Here is a 25486-nt window from a genome sequence, read left to right as displayed (position 1 = left end):
CCATGACTTTGCATCTGAATGATCTGAAGCCCGCTCCGGGCGCGCGTACCGAGCGCACCCGCGTCGGTCGCGGCATCGGTTCCGGTCTCGGCAAGACCGCCGGCCGCGGCCACAAGGGTTCGTTCGCGCGCAAGGGCGGCGGCAAGATCAAGGCCGGCTTCGAAGGCGGCCAGACCCCCATGCAGCGCCGTCTGCCGAAGATCGGCTTCCGTTCGAAGATGGCCAAGGACACCGCCGAAGTGCTGTCCTACCAGCTCGACAACCTGCCGGCCGGCGAGATCGATTTCGCCGCGCTGCGCGCCGCGAAGCTGGTCCCGAGCACCGCGAAGAAGGCCAAGGTGGTCCTGAAGGGCGAACTGACCAAGAAGTTCGTGCTGAAGGGCGTTGCGGCGACCGCCGGTGCCAAGGCGGCAATCGAAGCTGCCGGCGGCAGCGTGCAGGAGTAACACGCAGATGGCGCAGGCTGGCATGGGTAACCTCGGCGGCGGGCTCGGCAAGTTCACGGAACTTCGCCAGCGCCTGTTGTTCGTTCTCGGCGCATTGATCGTCTATCGCATCGGCTGCTACGTGCCGGTGCCGGGCGTCAATCCCGAAGCCATGCTTGCGCTGATGCAGGCGCAGGGCGGCGGCATCGTGGACATGTTCAACATGTTCTCGGGCGGCGCCCTGCACCGTTTCAGCATCTTCGCGCTGAACGTGATGCCGTACATCTCGGCGTCGATCGTGATCCAGCTGGCCACGCACATCTTTCCGTCGCTGAAGGCGATGCAGAAGGAAGGCGAGTCGGGCCGGCGCAAGATCACCCAGTATTCGCGCATCGGCGCGGTGCTGCTGGCGGTGGTGCAGGGCGGCAGTATCGCCCTTGCGCTGCAGAACCAGACCGCACCGGGCGGCGCGCCGGTCGTCTACGCCCCCGGCATGGGCTTCGTGCTCACCGCGGTGATCGCGTTGACCGCCGGCACCATCTTCCTGATGTGGGTCGGCGAGCAGGTGACCGAGCGCGGCATCGGCAACGGCGTCTCGCTGATCATCTTCGCCGGCATCGTCGCCGGCCTGCCGGCGGCGGCGATCCAGACCGTGGAAGCCTACCGCGACGGCAACATGAGCTTCATCTCGCTGTTGCTGATCGTCCTGACCATACTCGCCTTCACCCTGTTCGTGGTGTTCGTCGAGCGCGGGCAGCGGCGGATCACGGTGAACTACGCGCGCCGCCAGGGCGGTCGCAACGCGTACATGAACCAGACCTCGTTCCTGCCGCTGAAGCTCAACATGGCCGGCGTGATTCCGCCGATCTTCGCCTCGAGCATCCTCGCCTTCCCGGCGACGCTGTCGATGTGGTCGGGCCAGGCCGCCTCCAACAGCACGTTCGGTATGTGGCTGCAGCGCATCGCCAACGCGCTGGGCCCGGGCGAGCCGGTGCACATGATCGTGTTCGCTGCGCTGATCATCGGCTTCGCGTTCTTCTATACCGCGCTGGTGTTCAACTCGCAGGAAACCGCGGACAACCTGAAGAAGTCCGGCGCGCTGATTCCGGGCATCCGGCCGGGCAAGGCCACCGCCGACTATGTCGACGGCGTGCTGACCCGCCTGACCGCGGCCGGCTCGGTGTACCTGGTGATCGTGTGCCTGCTGCCGGAAGTGATGCGTGCCCAGCTTGGCACCTCGTTCCACTTCGGCGGCACCTCGCTGCTGATCGCGGTCGTGGTGGTGATGGACTTCATCGCGCAGATCCAGGCGCACCTGATGTCGCACCAGTACGAGAGCCTGTTGAAGAAGGCCAACCTCAAGGGTGGCTCGCGCGGCGGCGGTTTTGCCCGCGGTTGATTGCTATACTGTTTGAATCCTTCCGCGAAGACGCCCCCGGTTCCCGGGCGCAGTCTTCCGACTTGAAGGGCGGCCCGTGCAGCGGTCTCGTGCGCGGGTGAGACGTGGTGGTCCTGCGCTGGAGTAGCGCGGGCGACAGGGCGGAGGTTTCTCCCTGTCAACGACGTCCGGCGCCGGAGCATGGGCACACTCCCCATGCCGGGCTTGCGGAACCTTGCGGTTCCGCGGGCTTCCATGTAACCCGAGACCTTGCTAGACTTACAAGTTCACTTTTTGATCCATCCTGCCGGATGGCGCCGTGGTGCGCCGTCGGGCCATCACTCAGTTGGAGAACCGCGTCATGGCGCGTATTGCAGGCGTCAACCTGCCAGCCCAGAAGCACGTCTGGGTCGGGTTGCAAAGCATCTACGGCATCGGCCGTACCCGTTCGAAGAAGGTCTGCGAAGCCGCAGGCGTGACCTCGACCACCAAGATCCGCGACCTGTCCGAGCCGGAAATCGAGCGCCTGCGTCTCGAAGTCGGCAAGTACATCGTCGAAGGCGACCTGCGTCGCGAAATCGGCATCGCCATCAAGCGACTGATGGACCTGGGCTGCTACCGCGGCCTGCGTCACCGTCGTGGCCTGCCCCTGCGCGGTCAGCGCACCCGTACCAACGCCCGCACCCGCAAGGGTCCGCGCAAGGCGATCAAGAAGTAAGGGACCGACATGGCTAAGCCCGCAGCAGCAAAGACCAAGAAGAAGATCAAGCGCGTCGTCACCGACGGCGTCGCCCACGTCCACGCTTCGTTCAACAACACCATCGTGACCATCACCGACCGTCAGGGCAATGCGTTGTCCTGGGCGACCTCCGGTGGCGCCGGTTTCCGCGGTTCGCGCAAGTCCACGCCGTTCGCGGCGCAGGTGGCCGCCGAGAAGGCCGGGCGCGCTGCGCTCGACTACGGCGTGAAGTCGCTGGAAGTGCGCATCAAGGGCCCGGGTCCGGGTCGCGAGTCCGCCGTCCGTTCGTTGAACAACGTCGGATACAAGATCACCAACATCATCGACGTGACGCCGATCCCGCACAACGGGTGCCGTCCGCCGAAGAAGCGTCGCGTCTAAAGGAGCGATAAGAAATGGCTCGTTATATCGGTCCTACCTGTAAGCTCGCGCGCCGCGAAGGCGCCGATCTTTCCCTCAAGAGCCCGGCGCGTGCGCTGGACTCCAAGTGCAAGCTGGAGCAGAAGCCCGGCCAGCACGGCGCGACCGCCCGCAAGGGCAAGCTGTCCGACTACGCCACCCAGCTGCGCGAGAAGCAGAAGGTCAAGCGTATCTACGGTCTGCTGGAGCGTCAGTTCCGCAACTACTACAAGAAGGCCTCGACCAAGAAGGGCAACACCGGCGAGAACCTGCTGCAGCTGCTGGAAACCCGCCTGGACAACGTCGTCTACCGCATGGGCTTCGCCGTCACCCGTCCGGCCGCGCGCCAGCTGGTGTCGCACCGTGGCGTGCTGGTGAACGGCAAGTCGGTGAACCTGGCCTCGTACCAGGTCAAGGCCGGCGACGCGATCGCCCTGTCGGAAAAGGCGCAGAAGCAGCTTCGCGTGCAGGAAGCGCTGACCGTTGCCGAAACGCACGACCTGAACCCGTCGTGGGTCGAGGTCGATTCGAAGAAGTTCAGCGGCATCTTCAAGGCCGTGCCGGACCGTGCGGACCTGCCTGCCGACATCAACGAAGCGCTGATCGTCGAGTTGTATTCGAAGTAATCACATCGGAGAGCCTCCGGTCCACGGAGGCTCGTCAGGAGAACCCGCAACATGACGGTTACCGCCAACCAGGTTCTGCGCCCGCGTGGGCCGCAGATCGAACGCCTTACCGACAACCGCGCCAAGGTCGTGATCGAGCCCTTGGAGCGCGGGTATGGGCATACGCTGGGCAACGCCCTGCGTCGCGTGCTGCTGTCCTCGATTCCCGGCTTCGCGATCACCGAAGTCGAGATCGACGGCGTGCTGCACGAGTACACCACGGTCGAAGGGCTGCAGGAGGACGTGCTGGAAGTCCTGCTGAACCTCAAGGACGTGGCCATCCGCATGCATACCGGTGACAGCGCCACGCTGTCGCTGTCCAAGCAGGGTCCGGGCACGGTCACTGCCGCCGACATCAAGACCGACCACAACGTCGAGATCCTCAACAACGACCACGTGATCTGCCACCTGACCAAGGACACGGCGATCAACATGCGTCTGAAGATCGAGCGTGGCTTCGGCTATCAGCCGGCCGCCGCGCGCCGCCGTCCGGACGAAGAGACCCGCACCATCGGTCGCCTGGTCCTGGACGCCTCGTTCTCGCCGGTGCGCCGCGTCGCCTACGCGGTCGAGTCGGCCCGCGTCGAGCAGCGAACCGACCTGGACAAGCTGGTCCTGGACATCGAAACCAACGGCACGATCGATGCCGAGGAAGCCGTGCGCACCGCCGCCGACATCCTCAGCGACCAGCTGTCGGTGTTCGGCGACTTCACCCATCGCGACCGTGGCGCGGCCAAGCCGGCCAGCAACGGCGTGGATCCGGTGCTGCTGCGTCCGATCGACGATCTGGAACTGACCGTGCGGTCGGCCAACTGCCTGAAGGCCGAGAGCATCTACTACATCGGCGATCTGATCCAGAAGACCGAAGTCGAGCTGCTCAAGACCCCGAACCTGGGCAAGAAGTCGCTCACCGAGATCAAGGAAGTGCTGGCCCAGCGTGGCCTGTCGCTCGGCATGAAGCTGGAGAACTGGCCGCCGGCCGGCGTCGCCCAGCACGGCATGCTCGGCTGAGTTTTGCGCATCCGGCCGGTGCCGCAAGGCATCGGCCGCGTGTCGTTCGCTTCATCCGCATCACCACGTCGACGGGTCGCCAAGCCCGCGGCGTCGCCCGGTCAGGGACGGCCGGCACGGACCATCCGCAGTCCACTTTCAACGCCAGGACGGCGACAGCGATCTCCAACAGTCACACTCTTCCATAGGAATCCCAACCCATGCGTCACCAGAAATCCGGCCGCAAGTTCAGCCGCACCAGCGCCCACCGCGAAGCGATGTTCAAGAACATGGCGGCGTCGCTGATCAAGCACGAGCTGATCAAGACCACCCTGCCGAAGGCCAAGGAACTGCGCCGCGTCGCCGAGCCGCTGATCACCCTGGCCAAGGTCGACAACGTCGCCAACCGCCGCCTGGCGTTCGCCCGCCTGCGCGACAAGGAAGCGGTCGGCACCCTGTTCACCACGCTGGGCCCGCGCTACCAGGCGCGCCCGGGCGGCTACCTGCGCATCCTCAAGTGCGGCTTCCGCGCCGGCGACAACGCGCCGATGGCGTACGTCGAGCTGGTCGATCGCCCGGCCGTGGCCGAGGAAGTGGCCGAGTAATCGGTTCGCACCTGCAGCAGCAAGAAGCCCGGCATGTCCGGGCTTTTTTGTTTTTGGGGATCGCGGAGTCGGGATTGGGGATGGGGAGAGCGCGGTCGCGGCGCGGGCTGGGGCGGCCGACAGCGCCATGACACATGGTGATGGAGCGCACGATCGCGGATAATGCGTGGATCGTCGATGCGAGTTCGAGTCCGATGAATCCGTTACGTTGGGGTTTCCGCGCGCAGTTCCTGCTCGGCTTTCTGATCTGTGCCGGCCTGCTGGGCTATGCGATCTTCGTGCAGCTGCAGCTGGGCATCGAGCCGTGCCCGCTGTGCATCTTCCAGCGCATCGCGTTCGCCGCACTGGGCGTGCTGTTCCTGCTCGGTGCCCTGCACGGGCCGCGCAGCGCCGGTGGGCGCAAGATCTATGGCGTCCTGGCCTTCCTGGCCGCGCTCGTGGGCGCCGGCATCTCCACCAAGCATGTCTCGGTGCAGCTGTTCCCGGACCCGATGGCGTCCTGCGGCCCGCCCCTGAGCTTCCTGCGCGAAACCATGGGACCGTTCGAGGTGCTGCGCCGGGTGCTGACCGGCACCGGCGACTGCGGCAACATCGACTGGCGCTTCCTCGGCCTGTCGATGCCGATGTGGTGCCTGATCTGCTTCGTGTTGCTGGCGGTGTTCGCGCTGTATGCCGGGTTCAAGAGCCGCAAGCGCACGCTGATCTGACCGTCTTGCGGCTGCGCGTCGGTCGCCTGGTCTGATGGCGACCGTCGTCAACCCGCCGGGCGCTGCTGCGGCCGTCGCGGGCAGCGCTGACGTATGCCGCTGACGCGCACCGACGTTGCCCATCCTGTCCGTTCGGCGCCCCCGGTGTTTGTGCAGTGCCGGGCTGTCGGTCAGCGCGACGCGCTGGCCGGCGCCCGCGCTCCGTCGGCCTGCGGAACCACCTGAGCGAGGAATGCCGCCACCGGCCTGGCCCAGACCGACGGGTCGGCCTGGGCGAAGGTCTTGTGGCCATCGTCGCCGAACGGCGGCAGGTCGACGAAGGTCACCGGCGGGGTCGAGCCCGCGCGGTAGGCGGAGTACATGCGGTGCGCCAGGTCGCGCCGGAAGAAGTGATCGTTCTCGGCGTACAGCCATAGCTGTGGCAGCATATTCGCCGCGCCCAGGGTTTTCTCCGCCTCGACCAGGCGGTCCTCGCCGGCGCAGATGACCTCCTTGCCGTTGCTGCCGCGCCCGCCGGCGAAGCTGATCACGCCACGCACGCCGGGTGGCGGCGCATCGGCCAGCGCCACCGCGCCGAGGCCGCCGGCGGACTGGCCGACCACGACGATGCGTTGCGGGTCCGCGCCGGGCAGGCGTGCGGCGGCGTCGACGATCGCCGCCTCGGCCGCCGCGATTTTGTGCCCGGCGACGACGAAATCGACGTCGTGACAGTTGCCCGCGCCTTCCAAATAGCTACCGCTGGAACTGCCGTAGCCAGGCCGTAAGGCCAGCACCACCATGTCGCCGCGGGCGGCGAACCAGCGCGCGGCGCGGGCGAAACCAAGCCGGGTGTCGGCGAGCTTGCGCTTGTCCGCCGGTGTGCCGTGATGGATGACGATCAGCGGGAACGGGCCGGGGCCTGTCGGTCGATACACGCGCGCGGCGAGATCGTAGTCGACGCCTTGCACGACCACCGGCATTCGGAAGTCGGTGACGCGTTCGGCGTGCGCCGGCGGCGGTGCGGCGAGGGTGAGGATGGCGGCCGCGAGGGCGGCGGCGAACAGATGTCGACGCATGGATGGCACCTGCCTGGACGGATGCGTGGCAACGCGTCGTGGCGGTCCGGGCGCGGGGATGCCGCTGTGGGGCGCCTCTCTCGGGCGGGGCGACGCCATGGCCACGACGCGGCACATGGTGCCACTGTAGTGCCGGACGGACCACGGCGTGTCGCCGGACCCGTCACCTGCGGCTGAACGCGCGGCCTGCGGCGTGCCGGGTGGCACGCCGCAGGCCGTCGCCGTGGCTGGCTCAGAAGTCCTGCTGCAGGCTCAGGTAGACGCCGCGGCGCGGCGCCCATTGCGGCGCGAACACACCGATGCCGCCGCCGTCGCGCAACTGGTAGTGGCGGTCGAGCACGTTGAGCACGGCCAGCTGTGCGTGCAGCGGGTGGCTGCTGGCCAGGGCGAAGTCGTGGCCGGCGCTGAGGTTGAGCTGGAAGTACGCCGGCAGCTCGCCGCCATTGGGCACGCCGTCGGCGTCGGTGCGCAGGCCGCTGCCGAAAAGGTAGTCGGCGCCGATGCGGCTGTCGTCGGCCAGGGCGTAGTTGATGCCGCCGGAGGAGGTCAGCTTCTGGTCGTGGTCCAGGTGGATCCAGTGGTCGTAGGCGTAGGCCAGCGCGTCCGGGTCGAAGTTGTACAGGCTGGTCATCACCCGCTTGCCCATGGCCTTGCTGTAGGCCGCGTTGAAGTAGGCGTTGATCGGGCCGTTGCTGTAGTCGGCGCTGAACTCGGCGCCGCGGATGCGGCCGTAGCGGTAGTTGAAGGTGGAGTAGACGTAGGCGGCGCCGAACTGGCCTTCGTCCTGCAGGCGATCGGCCTTGCGGTAGTAGGTGTCCAGGCCCAGGGTCAGGTGGTCGCCGACCATCTGCGAGATGCCCAGGTCGTAGTAGTCGCTGCGCTCGCTCAGCGGCTTGGTCGGGCCACCCGCCGCCGACTGCTGGTTGGTGGTGCCGTCGTACAGGGCGATGTCGCTGGTGGAGATCAGCTCGGTGGCCGGCGGGGTGAAGTAGCGCGCATAGCCGGCGTGCAGGGTGGTGCTGTCGCTGGCGTGCCAGACCACGCCCAGGCGTGGGCTGAGCTGGCCCTCGGTGGTGCCGAACGCCTTGTAGCGGTCGCCGCGCACGCCGTAGTTGATGGTCCAGGCGTCGCTCGGCTGCCATTCGTCCTGCAGGTAGACCGCGTAGGTGCTGGCGTGGAAGCGGCTGGCGTCGGGGATGAACAGCGGCACGTCGCTGCTCTGGCTGCCGTCGTCGTTGGCCGGGAACACATAGGCGTTGTTGCTGGCGTTGGCGTGCTCGAAGTTGCCGTACACGCCATAGCGCAAGGTGTGGGTGCTGCCCCACGGCGTGGAGAAGTCGGCCTGCAGGGTGCTGGCACGGTTGGCGCGCTGCACCTGCGAGGCGATGCCGTTGAAGATCAGGTCGCCGGCGATGTCCGGGGAGAACGCGACGCTGCTGTAGCGCTGGCCGGCCGACAGCTGGTAGCTGGTGTCGCCGAGCGCGCCCTGCAGCACCAGGGTGCCGAAGCGGGTGTTCTCGCGCTGGTTCTCGTCGAGCTGAGAGGAATCGAAGGTGCTGGTGCCCTGGTAGGTGAAGGCCGGCGTCTGCCCCGGGTTGTTGGGGATCTGGAAGCGGTTGTTGGCGTAGCCGACCAGCAGGCTGAGCCGGGTGTTCTCGTTCAGCAGGTAGCTGAGGTCGGCGAAGCCCTTGCCCTGGTGGGTCTTGTCGTGGATCGGGTTGTCGCTGTCGGTGGGGTTCTCCATGCCGATGCGGTTCTGCAGGTAGTTGCCGCTGGCGAACCAGCTGAAGCGGCCGTCGCTGCCCCACCACGAGGCGTTGGGGTTGAGCGTGCCGTAGGAGCCGCCGGTGATGCCGATGCTGCCGCCGTTGCCCAGTTCCACGCCGTTCTTGGTGGTGATGTCGACCACCGCCGCGGTGCGGTCGCCGAACTGCGCCGGCAGCGCGCCGTCGAGCAGGCGGATGTTCTTGATCGTGCGCGGATCCAGGGTCTGGCCGAAGCCGGAGATGGATTCGGGGATCATCACGCCATTGATGCGGTACTGCAGGTTGGCGTGGTCGCCGCGCACATGGATGCCGCCATAGGAATCCTGGACCACGCCCGGCGCCTGCAGCAGCACCTGGTTGAGCGGGGTGGAAGCGCCCAGCGGCAGGCGCGCGATGTCCTCGGCGCTGATCGCGTACTGGCTGCTGCCGATGTCCGGCGACAGCGCGTTGCGCGCGGCTTCCAGCTTGGCGGTGACGGTGACCGGATCGAGATCGACGGTCGGCTCGGCGGCAGCGGTGCTGTCGGCGGCCGCATCTGCGGCGAGGGCGAGGCCGGGGGCGACCAGGAGCATCAGGGCGATGGCGGAGGAGAGGGGGCGACGTGTCATGGCGAGGTGGACCGAATGGAAAGGAATTGTTACTTAATAACAGTGTGCTTTCGCAAAAACGCCGGCGTAGGCCGGAAGTCATGGTGGCGTCGCGATGTTGCTTGCCGTTCATGTCCTGGCGCTGCCAGCGTGACCGGCGTGCGGCGCTATGCGGCGCGCCCCGGCTCTGCGAACATCGCACACTGCCAAGGAGTCCTTTCATGAATCTGTCCGCCGCCGCCGTGTCCGCATCCGCCTCGTCGTCCTGGTCACCTGCCAGTTGGCGTGACAGGCCGGCGCTGCAGATGCCGGTGTATCCGGACCCGCAGGCGCTGGAGACCGCGCTGACGGAACTGCGGCAGTTGCCGCCGCTGGTGACCTCCTGGGAGATCTTCGCGCTGAAGAAGCAGCTGGCCGAGGCGCAGGAAGGCAAGCGCTTCCTGCTGCAGGGCGGGGATTGCGCGGAGAACTTCAGCGATTGCGAATCCGGCACCATCTCCAACCGGCTCAAGGTGCTGCTGCAGATGAGCCTGGTGCTGGTGCACGGCCTGCGCCTGCCGGTGGTGCGGGTCGGTCGCTACGCCGGGCAGTACGCCAAGCCGCGCTCGGCCGATACCGAGACCCGCGACGGCGTGACCCTGCCCAGCTACCGCGGCGACGTGGTCAATGGCCCGGAGTTCACCGCGCAGGCGCGGGTGCCGGACCCGCGGCGCATGATCACCGCGCACTCGCGTTCGGCGATGACCATGAACTTCGTGCGCGCGCTGATCGACGGCGGCTTCGCCGACCTGCACCATCCCGAGTACTGGAACCTGAGCTGGGTCGGCTGCTCGCCGCTGGCCGAGGACTACCAGAAGATGGTGGCCTCGATCGGCGATGCGGTGCGCTTCATGGAGACCCTGTCCGGCGCGCAGCTGTACAACCTCAATCGCGTCGATTTCTACACCTCGCACGAGGCCTTGCTGCTGCCCTACGAGGAAGCGCTGACCCGAGAGGTCCCGCGGCAGTGGGGCTGGTTCAACCTCAGCACGCACTATCCGTGGATCGGCATGCGCACCGCGGCGCTGGACGGCGCGCATGTGGAGTACTTTCGCGGCATCCGCAATCCGATCGCGATCAAGGTCGGGCCGTCGGCGCAGCCGGACCAGTTGCTGCGCCTGATCGACGTGCTCAATCCGGAAGACGAGCCGGGCCGGCTGACCTTCATCCACCGCATGGGCGCGGCGCAGATCGCCGAGAAGCTGCCGCCGCTGCTGGATGCGGTGAAGCGCGACGGCCGCCGAGTGCTGTGGGTGTGCGATGCGATGCACGGCAACACCGAAAGCACCAGCAACGGCTACAAGACCCGGCGCTACCAGAACGTCCTGGGCGAGGTGGAGCAGTCGTTCGACATCCACGCCGCGGCCGGCACCCGCCTGGGCGGCGTGCATCTGGAACTGACCGGCGAGGACGTCACCGAGTGCACCGGCGGCGCGCGCGAACTCACCGAGCGCGACCTGGAGCGGGCCTACCGTTCCAGCGTCGACCCGCGCCTGAACTACGAGCAGTCGCTGGAGATCGCGATGGCGATCGTGCGCAAGCAGAACGGACGCAACGTCGCCACGCCGCTGGCGTAGTCGGTTGGTGTAGTCCGCCGCGCGTGCCGCTGCCGCACGTGCGGCGCCTTGTCGTGCCGTGGCCCGAGGGCTGCGGCATCGCTGCGTGCGATGCCGCGCATCGGCTTCGCGTCGCCAGCGGCATGCGCCGCTTTTCGGAAGCGTTTGCACGCGCGCCTGTATGCCATGCGGCTGCCGTCGCTCGGCGCCGCTGCGCGTGCTCGACATCGCGCTAATCCCTCCACTGCCAGACTGTCGCGACTCCTCCCCCCGACAAAGGAGCGCATCTTGACCCTCGATCTTCATTGGGTGCCCTGGCGTGCCTATACGCTGCCGATCGGCGCCGCACTGATTCTCGGTTTCCTGGCCTGGTGGCTGCTGTTGCGCATCGCCCAGCGCATGCGCGGCCGCGACTACCGGCGTGCGCGCATCGTGCGCGTGATCAGCGTGCCGGTCGCCTTCCTGCTGCCGATGCTGATGCTCAGCTTCGCGCTCGAATCCACGCCGCTGGACGAGAAGGCGCTGACCGACCTGCAGCACCTGCTGCACATCGGCATGATCGGCTGCGTGACCTGGCTGCTGGTGCGCGGCGTGGCGGCGCTGGAAACGGCGATCCTGCGCAGCCATCCGATCGAGGTGGCGGACAACCTCACCGCACGCCGCGTGCAGACCCAGACCCGCGTGCTGGCGCGGGTGGCGATGGGCACGATCATCCTGGTGGGCACCTCGATCGTGCTGCTGACCTTCCCGGCGGTGCGGCAGATCGGCACCACCTTGCTGGCCTCGGCCGGCATCATCGGCCTGGTCGCCGGTATCGCCGCCAAGCCGGTGTTCGGCAATCTGATCGCCGGCCTGCAGATCGCGCTGACCCAGCCGATCCGGCTCGACGACGTGGTCATCGTCGAAGGCGAGTGGGGCCGCATCGAGGAGATCGGCAGTTCCTACGTGGTGGTGCGGATCTGGGACGAGCGGCGCATGGTGGTGCCGCTGACCTGGTTCATCGAGAACCCGTTCCAGAACTGGACGCGCAACAGCGCCGACCTGCTCGGCACCGCATTCCTGTGGCTGGACTACCGCACGCCGATCGCACAGGTGCGCGCCGAGCTGGAGCGGATCTGCAAGAGCGAGCCGCTGTGGGACGGACGGGTCTGCGTGACCCAGGTGACCGACACTAGCGAGCGCACGATCCAGGTGCGCCTGCTGGTCAGTGCGCGCAACTCCGGCGATGCCTTCGACCTGCGTTGCATCGTGCGCGAACGCATGCTGGATTTCCTGGTGCGCGAGCATGCCTACGCGTTGCCGCTGCTGCGCGCGGAAGTGGCGCCGGAGCCCGTGCGGCTGTCGCACCCACCGGTGCGCGCCAGCGATTCGGAGGCGATGCGTTCGCCCGGTGCCGAGGATGGGGCGCCGGCAGTGAATGCGACAGCGGGCGAGGCGCGCGCGTCTCGCTGATCGCTGAGCGGTCTTGCCGCATGGTCATACTGCGTGGGACGGATTCTCTGCGCGACCGCCAGCGGTGCCCGCCGAATGCCAGGAACGCGAATGCGCCCACCGGTGACTGGCAGGCGCTTATCGCTTGAAGAAAGCCGGCACCGCCGCGGCGCGGGGTGCGGCTAGGCTGCCGGAGGATGCCGGCGCCGCCGCACCAAATCGCGGGCGAGGATGCCGACCACGGCGAGATTGATCGCCAGCACCGCCCACGACGCCCAGCCTGGGTGGCGCACGATCGCGTAGACGTCGAAGGGCAGGTAGATCGCCGCGGAGATGCAGCCCAGCAGCGAGGCCCAGGCCTTGGCGCGCCACAGGCCCCAGGCCTCGATGATGTGCAGCACGCCGTAGGCGAGCATGCCGGCGGCGGCCAGGTGCACCGCGCCGGGGTTGATCATGGTCAGCAGCGAGGGCAGGGCGCCGTGGTCCGGGTCCAGGCTGAAACGCACGATCAGCTTGTCCACCCCCGCGCGCAGCGGGGCCGGGCCCATCAGTTCCAGCCCCGTGGCCGCCAGCACCGCGAGCAGGCCCTTGCCGGCCTCCAGCAGTGCGATCAGGTGCAGACCCGGATGCGCGTGCGGATCCGGGTTGTACGCCTTGTCGGCGGCCATGGGCGTGCGCTATCCCTTAGCCCGCGCGACCGGCGCGCTTGCGCTCGTTTTCGGTCAGGTGCTTCTTGCGCAAGCGGATCTCCTTCGGGGTGACTTCGACCAGTTCGTCGTCCTCGATGAAGTCCAGCGCCTGCTCCAGCGTGTACTTGATCGCCGGAGTCAGCTTGATCGCATCGTCCTTGCCCGAGGCGCGCATGTTGGTCAGCGGCTTGGTCTTGATCGCGTTGACGGTCAGGTCGTTGTCCTTGGAGTGGATGCCGACCAGCTGTCCTTCATACACGTTGTCGCCTTCGGCGGCAAACAGGCGGCCGCGCTCTTCCAGCGGGCCCAGCGCGTAGGCGGGGGTGGCGCCCGGCGCATTGGCGATCATCACGCCGTTCTGGCGCTTGGCGATGGCGCCCTGTTCCTTCGGGCCGTAGTGGTCGAACACGTGGAACAGCAGGCCCGAACCCTGGGTCAGGGTGCGGAACTCGTTCTGGAAGCCGATCAGGCCACGCGCCGGGATCATGTAGTCCAGGCGCACGCGGCCCTTGCCGTCCGGCTCCATGTTCTTCAGCTGGCCCTTGCGGATGCCCAGCTTCTCCATGACGCCGCCCTGGTGCTGCTCCTCGATGTCCACCACCAGCTGCTCGACCGGCTCCATCAGCTGCCCGTCGATCTCCTTGATGATGACTTCCGGGCGCGACACGGCCAGTTCGAAGCCCTCGCGGCGCATGTTCTCGATCAGCACCGACAGGTGCAGTTCGCCGCGGCCGGAGACCAGGAACTTGTCGGCGTCTTCCAGCTGCTGCACCTTCAGCGCCACGTTGTGCACGGTCTCGCGCTCCAGCCGGTCCTTGAGCTGGCGGCTGGTCAGGAACTTGCCGCCGGACAGGTCCTTGTTGCCGGCGAACGGCGAGTTGTTGACCTGGAAGGTCATCGAGATGGTCGGCTCGTCCACGGTCAGCGGCGGCAGCGCCTCGGGGGCTTCCAGCGCGCACACGGTGTCGGAGATGGTCAGTTCCTGGATGCCGGAGATGGCGACGATGTCGCCGGCCTGCGCGCTGTCCTGCTCGATGCGCTCCAGGCCCAGGAAGCCCAGCACCTGCAGCACCTTGCCCTGGCGCTTCTTGCCTTCGCGGTCGATCACCGCCACCGGCATGTTCTTCTTCAGCACGCCGCGCTGGATGCGGCCGATGCCGATCACGCCGACGAAGTTGTTGTAGTCCAGCTGGCTGATGCGCATCTGGAACGGGCCGTCCGGGTCCACGTCCGGCTTCGGCGCGTGCTGCATGATCGCTTCGTACAGCGGGGTCATGTCGCCGTCGCGCACGCTGTCGTCCAGCGAGGCGTAGCCGTTCAGCGCCGAGGTGTAGACGATCGGGAAGTCGAGCTGCTCGTTGGTGGCGCCGAGCTTGTCGAACAGGTCGAACACCTGGTCGATCACCCAGTCCGGACGCGCGCCCGGGCGGTCGATCTTGTTGACCACCACGATCGGCTTGAAGCCCATCGCGAACGCCTTCTGGGTCACGAAGCGTGTCTGCGGCATCGGGCCGTCCATCGCGTCGACCAGGATCAGCACGGTGTCCACCATCGACAGCACGCGCTCCACCTCGCCGCCGAAGTCGGCGTGTCCGGGGGTGTCGACGATGTTGATGCGGTTGCCCTGCCAGGTGATGGCGGTGTTCTTGGCCAGGATGGTGATGCCGCGTTCCTTTTCCTGGTCGTTGCTGTCCATCACGCGCTCGGCCAGCACCGTGCGCTCGGACAGGGTGCCGGACTGCTTCAGCAGGCAGTCGACGAGGGTGGTCTTGCCGTGGTCGACGTGGGCGACGATGGCGATATTGCGAAGATTTTCGATGGACATGCGAAAGGGGGCCAGCCGGCGCCAGAAGGAAGGAAAGGAAGCCACCTAGTATACCCGGATCCCGTGACGCCTGCCGGCGGCCGGCGGCGGTGGGCCGGGCGGGGGCATTCAGGCGCCGGCGGCGGGCGCGGGCAAAGCCTGAACGAAGCGACGTGTATCCTATGCGCCCCTCATGACGCCCCCGTTTCCAAGGAATCCCATGTCCCTGATCGCCCATTTCGACACCGCCCGCGGCCCGATCAAGATCGAGCTGTATCCCGACAAGGCCCCGCTGACCGTGGCCAATTTCGTGAACCTGGCCAAGCGCGGCTTCTACGACGGGCTGAACTTCCACCGCGTGATCGCCGACTTCATGATCCAGGGCGGTTGCCCGGAAGGCTCCGGCCGCGGCGGCCCGGGCTACCGCTTCGAGGACGAGACCAACAACGGCGTGCGCCATGAGCGCGGCGTGCTGTCCATGGCCAACGCCGGCCCCAGCACCAACGGCAGCCAGTTCTTCATCACCCACACCGCCACCCCGTGGCTGGACGGCAAGCACACCGTGTTCGGCAAGGTGCTCGAGGGCCTGGACGTGGTCGACAGCGTCGCCCAGGGCGACGTGATCAACAAGATCACCATCGAAGGCGACGCCGATGCGGTGCTGGCGGCCAAGGCCGACCGCGTCGCCGAGTGGAACCGCACCCTCGACGCCTGATCCGGCGCTGTCCGCGCGACCGGTCCTGCGGCCGGGCGCGCGGAACCTGCGTGCTACCATTTTCCCGATTGATTGCCGCACCCGACCGCCGATGACGATGCGCCCCCTTGTGTTGTGCCTGCTGCTGCTCGTGATCGGCGGCGGCGTGCACGCGTGGTGGCGCAGTGCGGCCTCGACACCGTCGGTCGCACTGGCCGCCGGCGACCCGCGGTTGCTGACCGGCGAGGCCGGCATCGTCATGCTCGCCGCCGACTGGTGCGGCTACTGCCGCCGGCAACAGGCCGATTTCGCCCGCGCCCAGGTCCGCTACACGGTCCTGGACGTGGAGCAGGAGGCCGGCCGCCAGGCCGCCGCCGCGCTGGGCCTGGAAGGCGTGCCGATCACCGTGATCGGCCAGCATGTGGTCGAAGGCTACGACACCACCGCCCTGGACCTGCACCTGCAGCCGCTGGGCTATCGCGTCTACTGATCCACCCCACCCACTTTCTTAGCAGAGGAATCCCCCATGAAAGCACCCGTTCGTGTTGCCGTGACCGGCGCCGCCGGCCAGATCGGTTATGCCCTGCTGTTCCGCATCGCCTCAGGCGAAATGCTCGGCAAGGACCAGCCGGTGATCCTGCAGTTGCTGGAACTGCCGATGGAGAAGGCCCAGGCCGCGCTGAAGGGCGTGATGATGGAGCTGGAAGACTGCGCGTTCCCGCTGCTGGCCGGCATGGTCGGCACCGACGACGCCGAAGTGGCGTTCAAGGACGCCGACATCGCCCTGCTGGTCGGCGCGCGTCCGCGCGGCCCGGGCATGGAGCGCAAGGACCTGTTGCTGGAGAACGCCAAGATCTTCACCGCGCAGGGCGCGGCGCTGAACAAGGTGGCCAAGCGCGACGTCAAGGTGCTGGTGGTCGGCAACCCGGCCAACACCAACGCCTACATCGCCATGAAGTCGGCGCCGGACCTGAACCCGAAGAACTTCACCGCCATGCTGCGCCTGGACCACAACCGCGCGCTGAGCCAGCTCTCGCTCAAGCTCGGCAAGCCGGTCGGCGGCATCGAGAAGCTGGTGGTGTGGGGCAACCACAGCCCGACCATGTACCCGGACTACCGCTTCGCCACCGCCGACGGCGCCTCCATCGCCGAGGCGATCAACGACCAGGAATGGAATGCCGGCACCTTCATCCCGACCGTGGGCAAGCGCGGCGCGGCGATCATCGAAGCGCGCGGCCTGTCCTCGGCCGCCTCGGCCGCCAACGCCGCCATCGACCACGTGCGCGACTGGGTGCTGGGCAGCAACGGCAAGTGGGTGACGATGGGCGTGCCGTCCGATGGCTCCTACGGCATCCCGGAAGGCGTGATCTTCGGGTTCCCGGTCACCACCGAGAACGGCGCCTACACCATCGTCAAGGATCTGCCGATCGACGACTTCAGCCAGAAGTACGTCGACAAGACCCTGGCCGAGCTGGAAGAAGAGCGCAGCGGCGTGGCCCACCTGCTGGGCTGATCGCCAACGCGATCGCGTCGTCACGGAACGCCGGGCCCCGCCCGGCGTTTCGCGTTGTGGGAGTCCGACATGATGAATCTGATCCACTGGCGGCTGTACGTCGCCGTCGTCGAGTGCGGCAGCATCAGCGCCGCTGCCGCGCGCTGCGGCATCACCCAGTCCGGCGCCAGCCAGGCCATCGCGCAGATGGAACACGTGCTCGGCGCAGCGCTGCTGCTGCGCGAGCGCGGGCGGGTCCGGCCGACCCCGTTCGGCGTGCGGGCGCTGGCGCATGCACGGGTGATGCTGGCCGAGCTGGGGCAGATCCAGGCCCTGGCCAGGGCGCAGCGCGCAGCGGGTGCGGCCTCGCTGCGGGTGGCAGGCTTCGCCTCGTCGCGGCCGTGGCTGGCGCCGCGCCTGCGCGCGTTCGAGCGGGCGCATCCGGACACGGGTGTGGTCTGGCTGGAAGGCAGCGACGAGGAGGTCGAGGCCTGGCTGGCCGCCGGGACGGTCGACCTGGGCGTGGTGCTGGATCCGGCGCCGGAGCGCGACGCCATGGTGTTCGGCATGGACGAGTGGCTGGCGGTGCTGCCGCCGGCGCTGGCGCGTCCGCGGGCGCGCGACATCGCCCTGGCGGAACTGCTGGCGCTGCCGTTCGTGCTGGCCACCGGCGGTTGCTGGCTGCACGCGCAACGCCTGGCCGAACGCGCCGGGCTGGCGATCGCCGACCTGCGCCTGCAGGTGCGCGACTGGTCCAGCGCCTGGGCGCTGGTGCGCGACGGCGCGGGCGCCAGCCTGCTGCCGGCATCGGTGCTGCCGGCCGAGCGCGACGGCGTGCAGGTGCTGCCCTTGCAGCCGCGGCTGCAGCGCCGCTTCGCCCTGGTCGCTGCTGCACACGCGGCGCCGGCTGCGCGGCAACTGCGCCGGTTCCTGGACGAGGCCATTAGCGGCGCTACTGATCCGTCCTGACATTCTTGTTTCTCCGCAGGCCGCCGTGCCGCACACACTGCGCGCGCCGACTGTCCGTCGCCCCTGCGAGACGTTCCGATGCTCCTCTATGCCGCTCCTGGCGCCTGTTCCCTGGCGCCGCACATCGTGCTGCGCGAACTGCAGTTGCCGTTCCGGTTGCTGCGCGTGGACAACCGAAGCAAGCGCACCGACGAGGGCGAGGATTACCTCGCGATCAACCCCAAAGGCTACGTGGCCGCGCTGCAACTGGAGGACGGCCAGGTGCTGACCGAGGGGCCGGCGATCCTGCTGTATCTGGCCGATCGCTGCCCACAGGCGGCGCTGGCGCCACCGGCGGACGCAGACACTTTGCCGCGCTACCGCCTGTACGAGTGGCTGGCCTTCATCAACAGCGAACTGCATGCCGGCAGCGTGCCGCTGTTCGATGCCGGGCTGGCGCCGGAGCGGCGCGCCGCGGTCGCCGCCCGCCTGCTGCAGCGCTATGCCCATGCCGAGGCGGCGCTGCGCACGCAGCCGTACCTGCTCGGCGAGCGCTTCGGTGTGGCCGATGCCTATCTGTTCACCGTGCTCGGCTGGCTGCCGCGGTTCGGCCTGTCGCTGGACGCGCTTCCGGCGTTGGCCGCGTACGCGGCGCGTATGGCGCAGCGTCCCAGCGTGGTGGCGGCGCTGGCGGCAGAGCAGGCGCTGCAACCGGCCTGAGCGCGGCACGCGGGCGGTGCCAGGCATGACCTTCGGCGCTCGGCCGCAGCGCGGCGGCCGTGCTAGGTTGCCCGGGCCATTCGAAAGGGGATTTCGACCATGCTCATGCCGTTCCGCTGGATCGGCGCCCTGGCGCTCGCCAGTGCGTTGCCTGTCGCCGCCCACGCCGCCACCGCCGACAGCGGGTATCGGCAACCGCCCGAGCCGCTGCTGGGCGTGATGCGCGCCCCGCTCAATCCGTCGCCGCGGCTGGACCCGACCGGCCGCACCCTGTTGCTGGTGGAACGCCAGGCCTACCCGCCGATCGCGCGCGTCGCCGAGCCGTACCTGAAGCTGGCCGGGGTGCGCGTGGAACCGCGCACCCACGCCCGCCACGACATGTCCAACGGCTACGGCATCCGCGCCTGCCTGGACGGCTTCAGCCTGGTCGACGTGGCCAGCGGCAAGCAGACCGCGGTGACCCTGCCGGCCGGCGCCTGCCCGGCGCAGCCGGTGTGGTCGCCGGACGGGCGTCGCTTCGCCTTCAACAACACCGCGGCCGACCGCGTCGAACTGTGGCTGGGCGACGTCGCCACCGGCGCGGTGCGTCGTATCGACGGCGTGCAGCTCAACCCGGTACTGGGCGGCGAGATCCAGTGGCTGGGCGGCAGCGACACGCTGCTGGTGCGTGCGGTACCGCAGGACCTGGGGCCGGCGCCGGTGAAGGCGGCGGTACCGCCGGGGCCGGAGGTCAAGGAAGCGATCCGCGGCAAGGGCGAGAGCAGCACCTACGAGGCCCGCGACACCCTGTCCAGCCCCGAGGACGAGGCCCAGTTCACCTACTACGCCACGGCGCAGCTGGTCACTGTGGATGCCGCCAGCGGCAAGCTGCGCACGGTCGGCAAGCCGGCGGTGTACTCGGTGGTCGACGGTGCGCCGGACGGCCGCCACGTGCGCGTGGAGCGCCTGCAGCGTCCGTACTCCTACGTCACCACCTACGGCCGCTTCGCCCACGACGTGGCGGTGCTGGACCTGGCCGACGGCAGCGAGCGGGTGCTGGCGAACCTGCCGGTGGCCGATCGCGTGCCGGTACACGGCGTGCCCACCGGGCCGCGCGCCTACGGCTGGCGCGCCAACCAGCCGGCCACCCTGGTCTGGGCCGAGGCGCTGGACGGCGGCGACTGGAAGACCAATGTGCCGGCGCGCGACAAGCTGCTGACCCTGTCGGCACCGTTCACCGGCAAGCCGCGCGAACTGGCCAAGGTGACCCAGCGCTACGCCGGCCTGAGCTGGTTCGCGCAGGGCGGGCAGGCGCTGCTGGACGAGTACGACGAGAACCGCCACTGGCGCCGCACCACGCTGCTGGACGCGGACCGCCCCGGCAGCGCCGGGCGGGTGCTGTTCGACCTGTCCACCGACGACCTCTACGCCGATCCCGGCACGCCCGAGCTGCGTCGCCTGGCCAACGGCGAATACGTGCTGCGCGAGGACAACGGCGCACTGTTCCTGAGCGGTCAGGGCGCCACCCCGGCCGGCGACCGGCCGTTCCTGGATCGCTATGATCTGGCGAGCGGCAAGACCCAGCGTCTGTTCCGCAGCGGCGCCGATGTTGATGAGGCCTTCGCCGGGTTCGCCGGCGAGGACACCACCCGCCTGCTGACCTGGCGGCAGTCGCCGAGCGACCCGCCGAACGTCTACCTGCGCACGCTGGGCCAGGCGCAGCCGGCTGCGGCAGCCGGCGAGGCGGTGGTCGCCTCCACCCTGGCGCCGGTGACTCGCTTCCCCGATCCGACCCCGGTGGTGCGGCAGATCAAGAAGCGGCTGGTGACCTACAAGCGCAAGGACGGCGTGGAACTGTCCTTCACCCTGTACACGCCACCGGGCTACAAGGAAGGCACGCGGGTGCCGGCGATCCTCTACGCCTATCCGCTGGACTATGCCGATGCCTCCAAGGCCGGCCAGGTCAGCGGCGCCAACGACCGCGACTTCACCCGCCTGCATTCCTACCAGCTGTTGCTGCTGGCCGGCTACGCGATCATCGACGACGCCGCGTTCCCGATCGTCGGCGATCCCAAGACCGCCTACGACACTTACCTGCAGCAGCTGGTGGAGAACGCGCAGGCGGCGGTGGACAAGGCGGTGGCGCTGGGCGTGGTCGACCGCGACCGCATCGGCGTCACCGGCCACAGCCACGGCGCGCTGATGGCGGCCAACCTGCTGGCGCACACCGACCTGTTCCGCGCCGGGGTGGCCACCAGCGGCAGCTACAACAAGACCCTGACCCCGTTCGGCTTCCAGAACGAGCGGCGCTCGTTCTGGGCCGCACCGGAGGTGTACGCGCAGGCCTCGGCGTTCTTCCACGCCGACAAGATCAACGAACCACTGCTGCTGGTGCACGGCATGGACGATGCCAACCCCGGCACCGAGACCACCCAGGCCCCGCGCATGTTCCAGGCCATCCGCGGCCTCGGCGGCACCGCACGGCTGGTGCTGCTGCCGTTCGAACCGCACTGGTACACCGCGCGCGAATCCAACGAGGACGTGGTGGCGGAAATGCTGGAGTGGTTCGATCGCTACGTGAAGCAGGCGCCGCCGCGTGCGGCGTCGGCGGACAAGGCGAAGGCGCAATAGTCGGCTGACCTGGGAGCGCACGATGACATGGCGTTTGCTCTGCGCGCCGGTGTTGCTGGCGCTCACTGCATGCGGTGCGGTCGACACGGTGAAGAATGCGTAGGCGCATTCGCGGGAGATGGCTGCCGACTTGGAGAAATCGGTCGGCAGCTTCAGCAGGCGCCGGCGAATGTGGTAGTGATGTTTGCGGTGCCGGGGAAGTAGGTCCGTCTCCGGGGATTCATCCAGCTGACGCCACGTTGCGGCGCAACGTTGCTACCCGTAGTGCTACTACACGCATGTTTTTGCGAGACTAAGCTATGTCAGAGCAAAGTTGGCTTGCTTATGCTGGATCAATTGCAGGCATGGTAGGAGGAGTGACCGGCGTTATAGGAGCAGTGGTTGCAATTCTGGCATTTCGCCGAACCGGCGAAATCAAAGCTCTTGATCTCCGTGTGGAGCTTAGACGCATGGAGAGCACACTGCGATCCGACATCCAAGGCTTAGTTCCGCTTCTTGAGCGCGCAAAGAAATCCCATACAAGGTTAGCCGCTGCTCAAGGTTGCTACCGATCAGGCGCCGTGGTCCATTGGCTGTCCGAGTGGGATATAGACTTCGCTGAATCTAATCAATTGGTCGCCGGCGCTTCTGTACTGGACCTAGACTGTTCTAAGTTCTCTCAAAAAGACCTTGAGACAAGGCTGGTCACTGTTTACAAGCTGCAGCGCCAGGTTGCTGAACTTTCTGACAAGTATCGAACATGTCTTGCAACTGATGATGCGGATCGGCAGCAGCTTCGAGCAGATCAGAGGCTAATCACTCAAGCGCGCCTCGACGGAAAGCTATAGATCGGCATCCTTCGACCAAGGTCGGAACGACGCCCTCCCCGCCGAAGGACTATGCTCGGAGCCGGTGCACCGGCCTTGGGAGGGGCGGCATGGACTACGCGACGCTGTACCGACGTTCGATCGAGCGGCCCGAGGAGTTCTGGGCCGAGCAGGCCAGGGCGATCCACTGGGAGCGGCCGCCGCAGGCGATCCTGGAGTACGACACGCCGCCGTTCCGGCGCTGGTTCGTCGGCGGGCTGACCAATCTGTGCCACAACGCGGTGGACCGGCATCTGCCCGAACGCGCCACGCAACTGGCGCTCGTCGCGGTGTCCAGCGAAACCGGGCAGACCCAGGAGATCACGTATGCGCAGCTGTACCGCGAGGTCAACGCCTTCGCCGCGGTGCTGCAGCGGCTGGACGTGCAGCGGGGCGATCGCGTGGTCATCTACATGCCGAACATGGCCGAGGCGGTGTACGCGATGCTGGCCTGCGCGCGCATCGGCGCGGTGCATTCGGTGGTGTTCGGCGGCTTCGCCGCGCATAACCTGGCGCTGCGCATCGACGATGCGCGGCCCAAGCTGCTGATCGCCGCCGATGCCGGCAGCCGCGGCGGCAAGCGTATTCCCTACAAGCCGCTGGTCGATGCCGCCTGCGCGGAGGCCAGTGCGCCGCCGCCGACGGTGCTGATCGTCTCGCGCGGGCTGGATCCGGCGCAGCCGCGCGTGCCCGGGCGCGACGTCGACTATGCCGAGCTGCGCGCCGAGGTCGGCGATGCGCAGGTGCCGGTGGTGTGGCTGGAATCCAACGAGCCCAGCTACCTGCTGTACACCTCCGGCACCACCGGCAAGCCCAAGGGCGTGCAGCGCGATGTCGGCGGGCATGCGGTGGCGCTGGCGCTGTCGATGCGCACGGTGTTCGACTGCGGCCCGGGGCAGACCATGTTCTCCACCTCCGACGTGGGCTGGGCGGTGGGGCATTCGTACAACGTGTACGGTCCGCTGATCGTCGGCGCGACCTCGCTGCTGTACGAAGGCCTGCCGGTGCAGCCGGATCCCGGCGTGTGGTGGGCGCTGTGCGAGAAGTACCGGGTGCGCACCATGTTTTCCTCGCCGACCGCGATCCGCGTGCTGAAGAAGCATCCGGCGCGCTACCTGCGCGAGCGCGACCTGAGCGCGCTGCGCTATCTGTTCCTGGCCGGCGAGCCGCTGGACGAGCCGACCGCGTTGTGGATCGGCGAGGCGCTGGGCAAGCCGGTGATCGACAACTACTGGCAGACCGAAACCGGCTGGCCGGTGCTGACCCTGTTGCCGGGCGTCGAACTGCGGCCGGTCAAGCCGGGATCGCCGGGTTTCCCCAATCTGGGCTATCGCACGCGCATCGTCGACGAGCACGGCGTCGAGGTGCCAGCCGGGCGCAAGGGCGTGCTGGTGATCGAGCCGCCGTTGCCGCCGGGCTGCATGACCACGGTGTGGAACGACGACGCGCGCTTCCTGCGCAGCTACTTCAGCCACTTCGATACGCTGCTGTACAGCTCGCTGGACTGGGCGATCCGCGACGAGGACGGCTATACCTTCATCCTCGGTCGCACCGACGACGTGATCAACGTGGCCGGACATCGCCTGGGCACGCGCGAGATCGAGGAGGCCATCGCCGGCCACGCCGACGTGGCCGAGGTCGCGGTGGTTGGCATGCACGACGAATTGAAGGGGCAGGTGCCGGTGGTGTTCGCGACGCTGAAGCACGTCGCGCCGGATGCGGCGGCGGTGATCGAGGAACTGCGCCAGTGCGTGGTGGAGCGTCTTGGCGCGGTGGCGCGCCCGGCGCAGGTGTATCTGGTGCAGGCCTTGCCGAAGACGCGGTCGGGCAAATTGTTGCGGCGCTCGCTGCAGGCGCTGGCCGAGCAGCGCGATCCGGGCGATCTGTCGACGCTGGACGATCCCGGCGCGCTGGAGGAAATCCGCCGCGCCTTGCGCGGCTGACGTGCGACCGGCGACGCCGGCGCAGCCGCGCCGGCGTTCGCATCATCGCTTAGCTCAGGCCTTCGGCCTGCAGCGCCGCCTGCACCTGCGGATCGGCGGACATGCGTTCGAAATGCAGTTGCAGATTGGGGCCGAGAGCGATCTGCTGCGCGCGCGCCCAGCGCAGGGTGACGAACAGGTAGGCATCGGCGATGGAACGGCGCGCGCCGCCCAGCCAGGTCTGCTGTTCCAGCGCGGCCTCCACGCGCGCGTATAGCGTGCGCACGCGTTCGCGTGCGTGCTCCTGGGTGCGGGCGATCACCGCGGCGTCGTCGAGATAGCGGGTGCTGCCGAACAGCGGATGAAACGCCGGGTGCAGATCGGCGTTGAGGAAGGCCAGCCAGCGCTGCACTTCGGCACGGCTGCGCGGGCTGCCGTCGCCGGCCAGGTGCGCGTCGGGCGCGAGATCTGCGATGTAGTTGAGGATCGCCGAGTTCTGGGTCAGCACCCAGTCGTCCATCTGCAGCGCAGGCACCGCGCCGGCCGGATTGATCGCCAGGTACGCCGGCGCCTTCATCGCCGCGGCATCCAGCAGCTTCAGTTCGAACGGCAATCCGGCCCAGCGCAGCGCGATGTGATCGGCCAGCGAACAGGCGCCGGGCTTGGAATAGAGTTTCATGGCAGGCGGCTCCGCATCGGTCAGGACGGCAGAGCGTACCTGCTGCGCGGGGCGCTTGGCGATGAAGGCGCGCCATGCGTGGCGCGCGCGCCTGCGTCAGGACATGCCTGTGTGGCGAACGATCAGGACGCGTTGCGCGGGCGCAGCTTCTGCACGCGATAGAACGTGTGGTCGCCGATGGTCGCGACTTGATAGGCATTGCGCCAACTCGGGCTGGCGATGGCATGCGCGGCGAAGTGGCTGGCGCCCGGCACGATCTCCTTGCGCTGGCCCTGCGGCAGCGCCCAGTTGCGCTCGGCGGCGAAGGCGACCTTGACCGCATCGGCCCAGGCGTCGTCGTTCTTCAGTTCGGTGCCCGGCTTCACCAGGCCTGGCGCGAACTGCTTGCGTGCGGTGACCACCTGGCACATCGAATCGCCCCACAGGCCGCTGTCCAGGCGACGCAGCGCCACTTCGGCGACGGCTTGTTGTCCGCGCAGCGTCTGGTCGCGCGCTTCCAGGTACACGGTGGTGCTGAGGCAAAGCGAATCGGCAGCGGGTTGCGGCAACAATTGCGAGAGCCAGAGAATCCAGGCCAGTTTCATCGTACTCCTTGCTCCGTATGGGCCGTCGTCGTGGCGCTGCGCCGGGATGGCGCGGCAAGCGATGCGGCTTGGCGTCATGGGGAGGCGGCCTGTCACGGGCCGCCCGGGTGCCGGCAATCTGAAGTCCGGCGGATCCGCCAAGATGGGCGGATCGAGA

23 protein-coding genes are annotated in these 25486 nt (G+C 68.1%); 17 read left to right on the top strand and 6 right to left on the bottom strand.

Going from position 1 to position 25486, the window contains the following annotated elements; all coding sequences use genetic code 11:
* Positions 1-2: 2 nt before the first annotated feature.
* The 8 genes from rplO (at position 3) to RAB70_RS19960 (ending at position 5908) form a co-directional block, all read left to right on the top strand.
* Entirely contained in the window at positions 3-446 is a 444-nt protein-coding gene (rplO, locus tag RAB70_RS19995; RefSeq protein WP_010340451.1) for a 50S ribosomal protein L15, read from the top strand.
* A 7-nt stretch (positions 447-453) separates the two neighbouring features.
* On the top strand, positions 454-1824 hold the full coding sequence (secY, locus tag RAB70_RS19990) for a preprotein translocase subunit SecY (RefSeq protein ID WP_026143874.1): 1371 nt from the start codon (positions 454-456) through the stop codon (positions 1822-1824).
* Between the two features lie 340 nt (positions 1825-2164).
* A complete protein-coding gene (gene rpsM, locus RAB70_RS19985; protein WP_010340453.1) occupies positions 2165-2521 on the top strand; it encodes a 30S ribosomal protein S13 in 357 nt (118 codons plus the stop codon).
* A gap of 9 nt (positions 2522-2530) precedes the next feature.
* Positions 2531-2923 (top strand): 30S ribosomal protein S11, encoded by a 393-nt coding sequence (gene rpsK / locus RAB70_RS19980; protein WP_003470632.1) that lies wholly within the window; start codon positions 2531-2533, stop codon positions 2921-2923.
* A 14-nt stretch (positions 2924-2937) separates the two neighbouring features.
* A complete protein-coding gene (gene rpsD, locus RAB70_RS19975) occupies positions 2938-3567 on the top strand; it encodes a 30S ribosomal protein S4 (RefSeq protein ID WP_010340454.1) in 630 nt (209 codons plus the stop codon).
* 51 nt (positions 3568-3618) lie between these two features.
* Positions 3619-4617, top strand: a complete 999-nt coding sequence (locus RAB70_RS19970) for a DNA-directed RNA polymerase subunit alpha (RefSeq protein ID WP_010340455.1) — start codon at positions 3619-3621, stop codon at positions 4615-4617.
* A 200-nt stretch (positions 4618-4817) separates the two neighbouring features.
* Positions 4818-5201, top strand: a complete 384-nt coding sequence (gene rplQ / locus RAB70_RS19965; protein WP_010340456.1) for a 50S ribosomal protein L17 — start codon at positions 4818-4820, stop codon at positions 5199-5201.
* A 194-nt stretch (positions 5202-5395) separates the two neighbouring features.
* Complete coding sequence (locus RAB70_RS19960) at positions 5396-5908, top strand: disulfide bond formation protein B (protein ID WP_043095224.1); 513 nt, start codon at positions 5396-5398, stop codon at positions 5906-5908.
* Positions 5909-6078: 170 nt separating this feature from the next.
* Here the strand turns inward: RAB70_RS19960 and RAB70_RS19955 are convergent, their stop codons facing one another.
* A complete protein-coding gene (locus tag RAB70_RS19955; protein ID WP_225851583.1) occupies positions 6079-7062 on the bottom strand; it encodes a S9 family peptidase in 984 nt (327 codons plus the stop codon).
* A gap of 133 nt (positions 7063-7195) precedes the next feature.
* Positions 7196-9337, bottom strand: a complete 2142-nt coding sequence (locus RAB70_RS19950) for a TonB-dependent receptor (RefSeq protein ID WP_148828349.1) — start codon at positions 9335-9337, stop codon at positions 7196-7198.
* A gap of 200 nt (positions 9338-9537) precedes the next feature.
* On the opposite strand from RAB70_RS19950, the gene RAB70_RS19945 reads away from it, so the two are divergent.
* Together RAB70_RS19945 and RAB70_RS19940 are read left to right on the top strand one after the other, a co-directional pair.
* Entirely contained in the window at positions 9538-10932 is a 1395-nt protein-coding gene (locus RAB70_RS19945; protein ID WP_026143872.1) for a class II 3-deoxy-7-phosphoheptulonate synthase, read from the top strand.
* Positions 10933-11199: 267 nt separating this feature from the next.
* Positions 11200-12363, top strand: coding sequence for a mechanosensitive ion channel family protein (locus RAB70_RS19940; RefSeq protein WP_026143871.1), 1164 nt, complete (start codon positions 11200-11202; stop codon positions 12361-12363).
* Between the two features lie 161 nt (positions 12364-12524).
* Here the strand turns inward: RAB70_RS19940 and RAB70_RS19935 are convergent, their stop codons facing one another.
* Together RAB70_RS19935 and typA are read right to left on the bottom strand one after the other, a co-directional pair.
* Positions 12525-13010 carry a DUF2127 domain-containing protein gene (locus RAB70_RS19935; RefSeq protein WP_017913015.1) on the bottom strand — a complete coding sequence of 162 codons (486 nt, stop codon included), beginning with the start codon at positions 13008-13010 and terminating at the stop codon, positions 12525-12527.
* Positions 13011-13026: 16 nt separating this feature from the next.
* Positions 13027-14856, bottom strand: a complete 1830-nt coding sequence (gene typA / locus RAB70_RS19930) for a translational GTPase TypA (protein WP_010340464.1) — start codon at positions 14854-14856, stop codon at positions 13027-13029.
* Between the two features lie 199 nt (positions 14857-15055).
* Between typA and RAB70_RS19925 the strand changes: the two genes are divergently transcribed.
* The 7 genes from RAB70_RS19925 to prpE all read left to right on the top strand — a co-directional run bounded on the left by RAB70_RS19925 (position 15056) and on the right by prpE (position 24087).
* Positions 15056-15550 (top strand): peptidylprolyl isomerase, encoded by a 495-nt coding sequence (locus RAB70_RS19925; protein WP_010340465.1) that lies wholly within the window; start codon positions 15056-15058, stop codon positions 15548-15550.
* Positions 15551-15641: 91 nt separating this feature from the next.
* Complete coding sequence (locus RAB70_RS19920) at positions 15642-16019, top strand: glutaredoxin family protein (RefSeq protein WP_148828350.1); 378 nt, start codon at positions 15642-15644, stop codon at positions 16017-16019.
* Positions 16020-16055: 36 nt separating this feature from the next.
* Complete coding sequence (locus RAB70_RS19915) at positions 16056-17042, top strand: malate dehydrogenase (RefSeq protein ID WP_026143870.1); 987 nt, start codon at positions 16056-16058, stop codon at positions 17040-17042.
* Between the two features lie 69 nt (positions 17043-17111).
* Complete coding sequence (locus RAB70_RS19910) at positions 17112-17990, top strand: LysR family transcriptional regulator (RefSeq protein ID WP_148828351.1); 879 nt, start codon at positions 17112-17114, stop codon at positions 17988-17990.
* Between the two features lie 78 nt (positions 17991-18068).
* A complete protein-coding gene (gene gstA, locus RAB70_RS19905; protein ID WP_148828352.1) occupies positions 18069-18689 on the top strand; it encodes a glutathione transferase GstA in 621 nt (206 codons plus the stop codon).
* Positions 18690-18788: 99 nt separating this feature from the next.
* Positions 18789-21299, top strand: a complete 2511-nt coding sequence (locus RAB70_RS19900) for a prolyl oligopeptidase family serine peptidase (protein ID WP_148828353.1) — start codon at positions 18789-18791, stop codon at positions 21297-21299.
* A 916-nt stretch (positions 21300-22215) separates the two neighbouring features.
* Positions 22216-24087, top strand: a complete 1872-nt coding sequence (prpE, locus tag RAB70_RS19895) for a propionate--CoA ligase (protein ID WP_148828355.1) — start codon at positions 22216-22218, stop codon at positions 24085-24087.
* A gap of 49 nt (positions 24088-24136) precedes the next feature.
* On the opposite strand, the gene RAB70_RS19890 is transcribed toward prpE, so the two are convergent.
* Together RAB70_RS19890 and RAB70_RS19885 are read right to left on the bottom strand one after the other, a co-directional pair.
* Positions 24137-24745, bottom strand: coding sequence for a glutathione binding-like protein (locus RAB70_RS19890; RefSeq protein WP_017911124.1), 609 nt, complete (start codon positions 24743-24745; stop codon positions 24137-24139).
* 122 nt (positions 24746-24867) lie between these two features.
* Positions 24868-25329 carry a cell wall hydrolase gene (locus RAB70_RS19885; protein ID WP_019797714.1) on the bottom strand — a complete coding sequence of 154 codons (462 nt, stop codon included), beginning with the start codon at positions 25327-25329 and terminating at the stop codon, positions 24868-24870.
* Positions 25330-25486: the final 157 nt, after the last annotated feature.

This window comes from Xanthomonas sontii (assembly GCF_040529055.1).
GTDB lineage: Bacteria > Pseudomonadota > Gammaproteobacteria > Xanthomonadales > Xanthomonadaceae > Xanthomonas_A > Xanthomonas_A sontii.
Note: the sequence above shows the minus strand (reverse complement) of the source record. Positions and strands in the feature narration are given on the sequence as shown.

Excerpts from the sequence above, each read along its gene's own strand:
- RAB70_RS19900 (WP_148828353.1), top strand. The coding sequence starts at position 18,789 with ATGCTCATGCCGTTCCGCTGGATCGGCGCCCTGGCGCTCGCCAGTGCG.
- gstA (WP_148828352.1), top strand. The coding sequence starts at position 18,069 with ATGCTCCTCTATGCCGCTCCTGGCGCCTGTTCCCTGGCGCCGCACATC.
- rpsD (WP_010340454.1), top strand. The coding sequence starts at position 2,938 with ATGGCTCGTTATATCGGTCCTACCTGTAAGCTCGCGCGCCGCGAAGGC.
- secY (WP_026143874.1), top strand. The coding sequence starts at position 454 with ATGGCGCAGGCTGGCATGGGTAACCTCGGCGGCGGGCTCGGCAAGTTC.
- RAB70_RS19970 (WP_010340455.1), top strand. The coding sequence starts at position 3,619 with ATGACGGTTACCGCCAACCAGGTTCTGCGCCCGCGTGGGCCGCAGATC.
- RAB70_RS19910 (WP_148828351.1), top strand. The coding sequence starts at position 17,112 with ATGATGAATCTGATCCACTGGCGGCTGTACGTCGCCGTCGTCGAGTGC.
- rplQ (WP_010340456.1), top strand. The coding sequence starts at position 4,818 with ATGCGTCACCAGAAATCCGGCCGCAAGTTCAGCCGCACCAGCGCCCAC.
- RAB70_RS19885 (WP_019797714.1), bottom strand. The coding sequence starts at position 25,329 with ATGAAACTGGCCTGGATTCTCTGGCTCTCGCAATTGTTGCCGCAACCC.
- RAB70_RS19950 (WP_148828349.1), bottom strand. The coding sequence starts at position 9,337 with ATGACACGTCGCCCCCTCTCCTCCGCCATCGCCCTGATGCTCCTGGTC.
- RAB70_RS19955 (WP_225851583.1), bottom strand. The coding sequence starts at position 7,062 with ATGGCGTCGCCCCGCCCGAGAGAGGCGCCCCACAGCGGCATCCCCGCG.
- rplO (WP_010340451.1), top strand. The coding sequence starts at position 3 with ATGACTTTGCATCTGAATGATCTGAAGCCCGCTCCGGGCGCGCGTACC.
- RAB70_RS19925 (WP_010340465.1), top strand. The coding sequence starts at position 15,056 with ATGTCCCTGATCGCCCATTTCGACACCGCCCGCGGCCCGATCAAGATC.
- rpsK (WP_003470632.1), top strand. The coding sequence starts at position 2,531 with ATGGCTAAGCCCGCAGCAGCAAAGACCAAGAAGAAGATCAAGCGCGTC.
- typA (WP_010340464.1), bottom strand. The coding sequence starts at position 14,856 with ATGTCCATCGAAAATCTTCGCAATATCGCCATCGTCGCCCACGTCGAC.
- RAB70_RS19920 (WP_148828350.1), top strand. The coding sequence starts at position 15,642 with ATGACGATGCGCCCCCTTGTGTTGTGCCTGCTGCTGCTCGTGATCGGC.
- RAB70_RS19935 (WP_017913015.1), bottom strand. The coding sequence starts at position 13,010 with ATGGCCGCCGACAAGGCGTACAACCCGGATCCGCACGCGCATCCGGGT.
- RAB70_RS19945 (WP_026143872.1), top strand. The coding sequence starts at position 9,538 with ATGAATCTGTCCGCCGCCGCCGTGTCCGCATCCGCCTCGTCGTCCTGG.
- RAB70_RS19915 (WP_026143870.1), top strand. The coding sequence starts at position 16,056 with ATGAAAGCACCCGTTCGTGTTGCCGTGACCGGCGCCGCCGGCCAGATC.
- RAB70_RS19960 (WP_043095224.1), top strand. The coding sequence starts at position 5,396 with ATGAATCCGTTACGTTGGGGTTTCCGCGCGCAGTTCCTGCTCGGCTTT.
- RAB70_RS19890 (WP_017911124.1), bottom strand. The coding sequence starts at position 24,745 with ATGAAACTCTATTCCAAGCCCGGCGCCTGTTCGCTGGCCGATCACATC.
- rpsM (WP_010340453.1), top strand. The coding sequence starts at position 2,165 with ATGGCGCGTATTGCAGGCGTCAACCTGCCAGCCCAGAAGCACGTCTGG.
- prpE (WP_148828355.1), top strand. The coding sequence starts at position 22,216 with ATGGACTACGCGACGCTGTACCGACGTTCGATCGAGCGGCCCGAGGAG.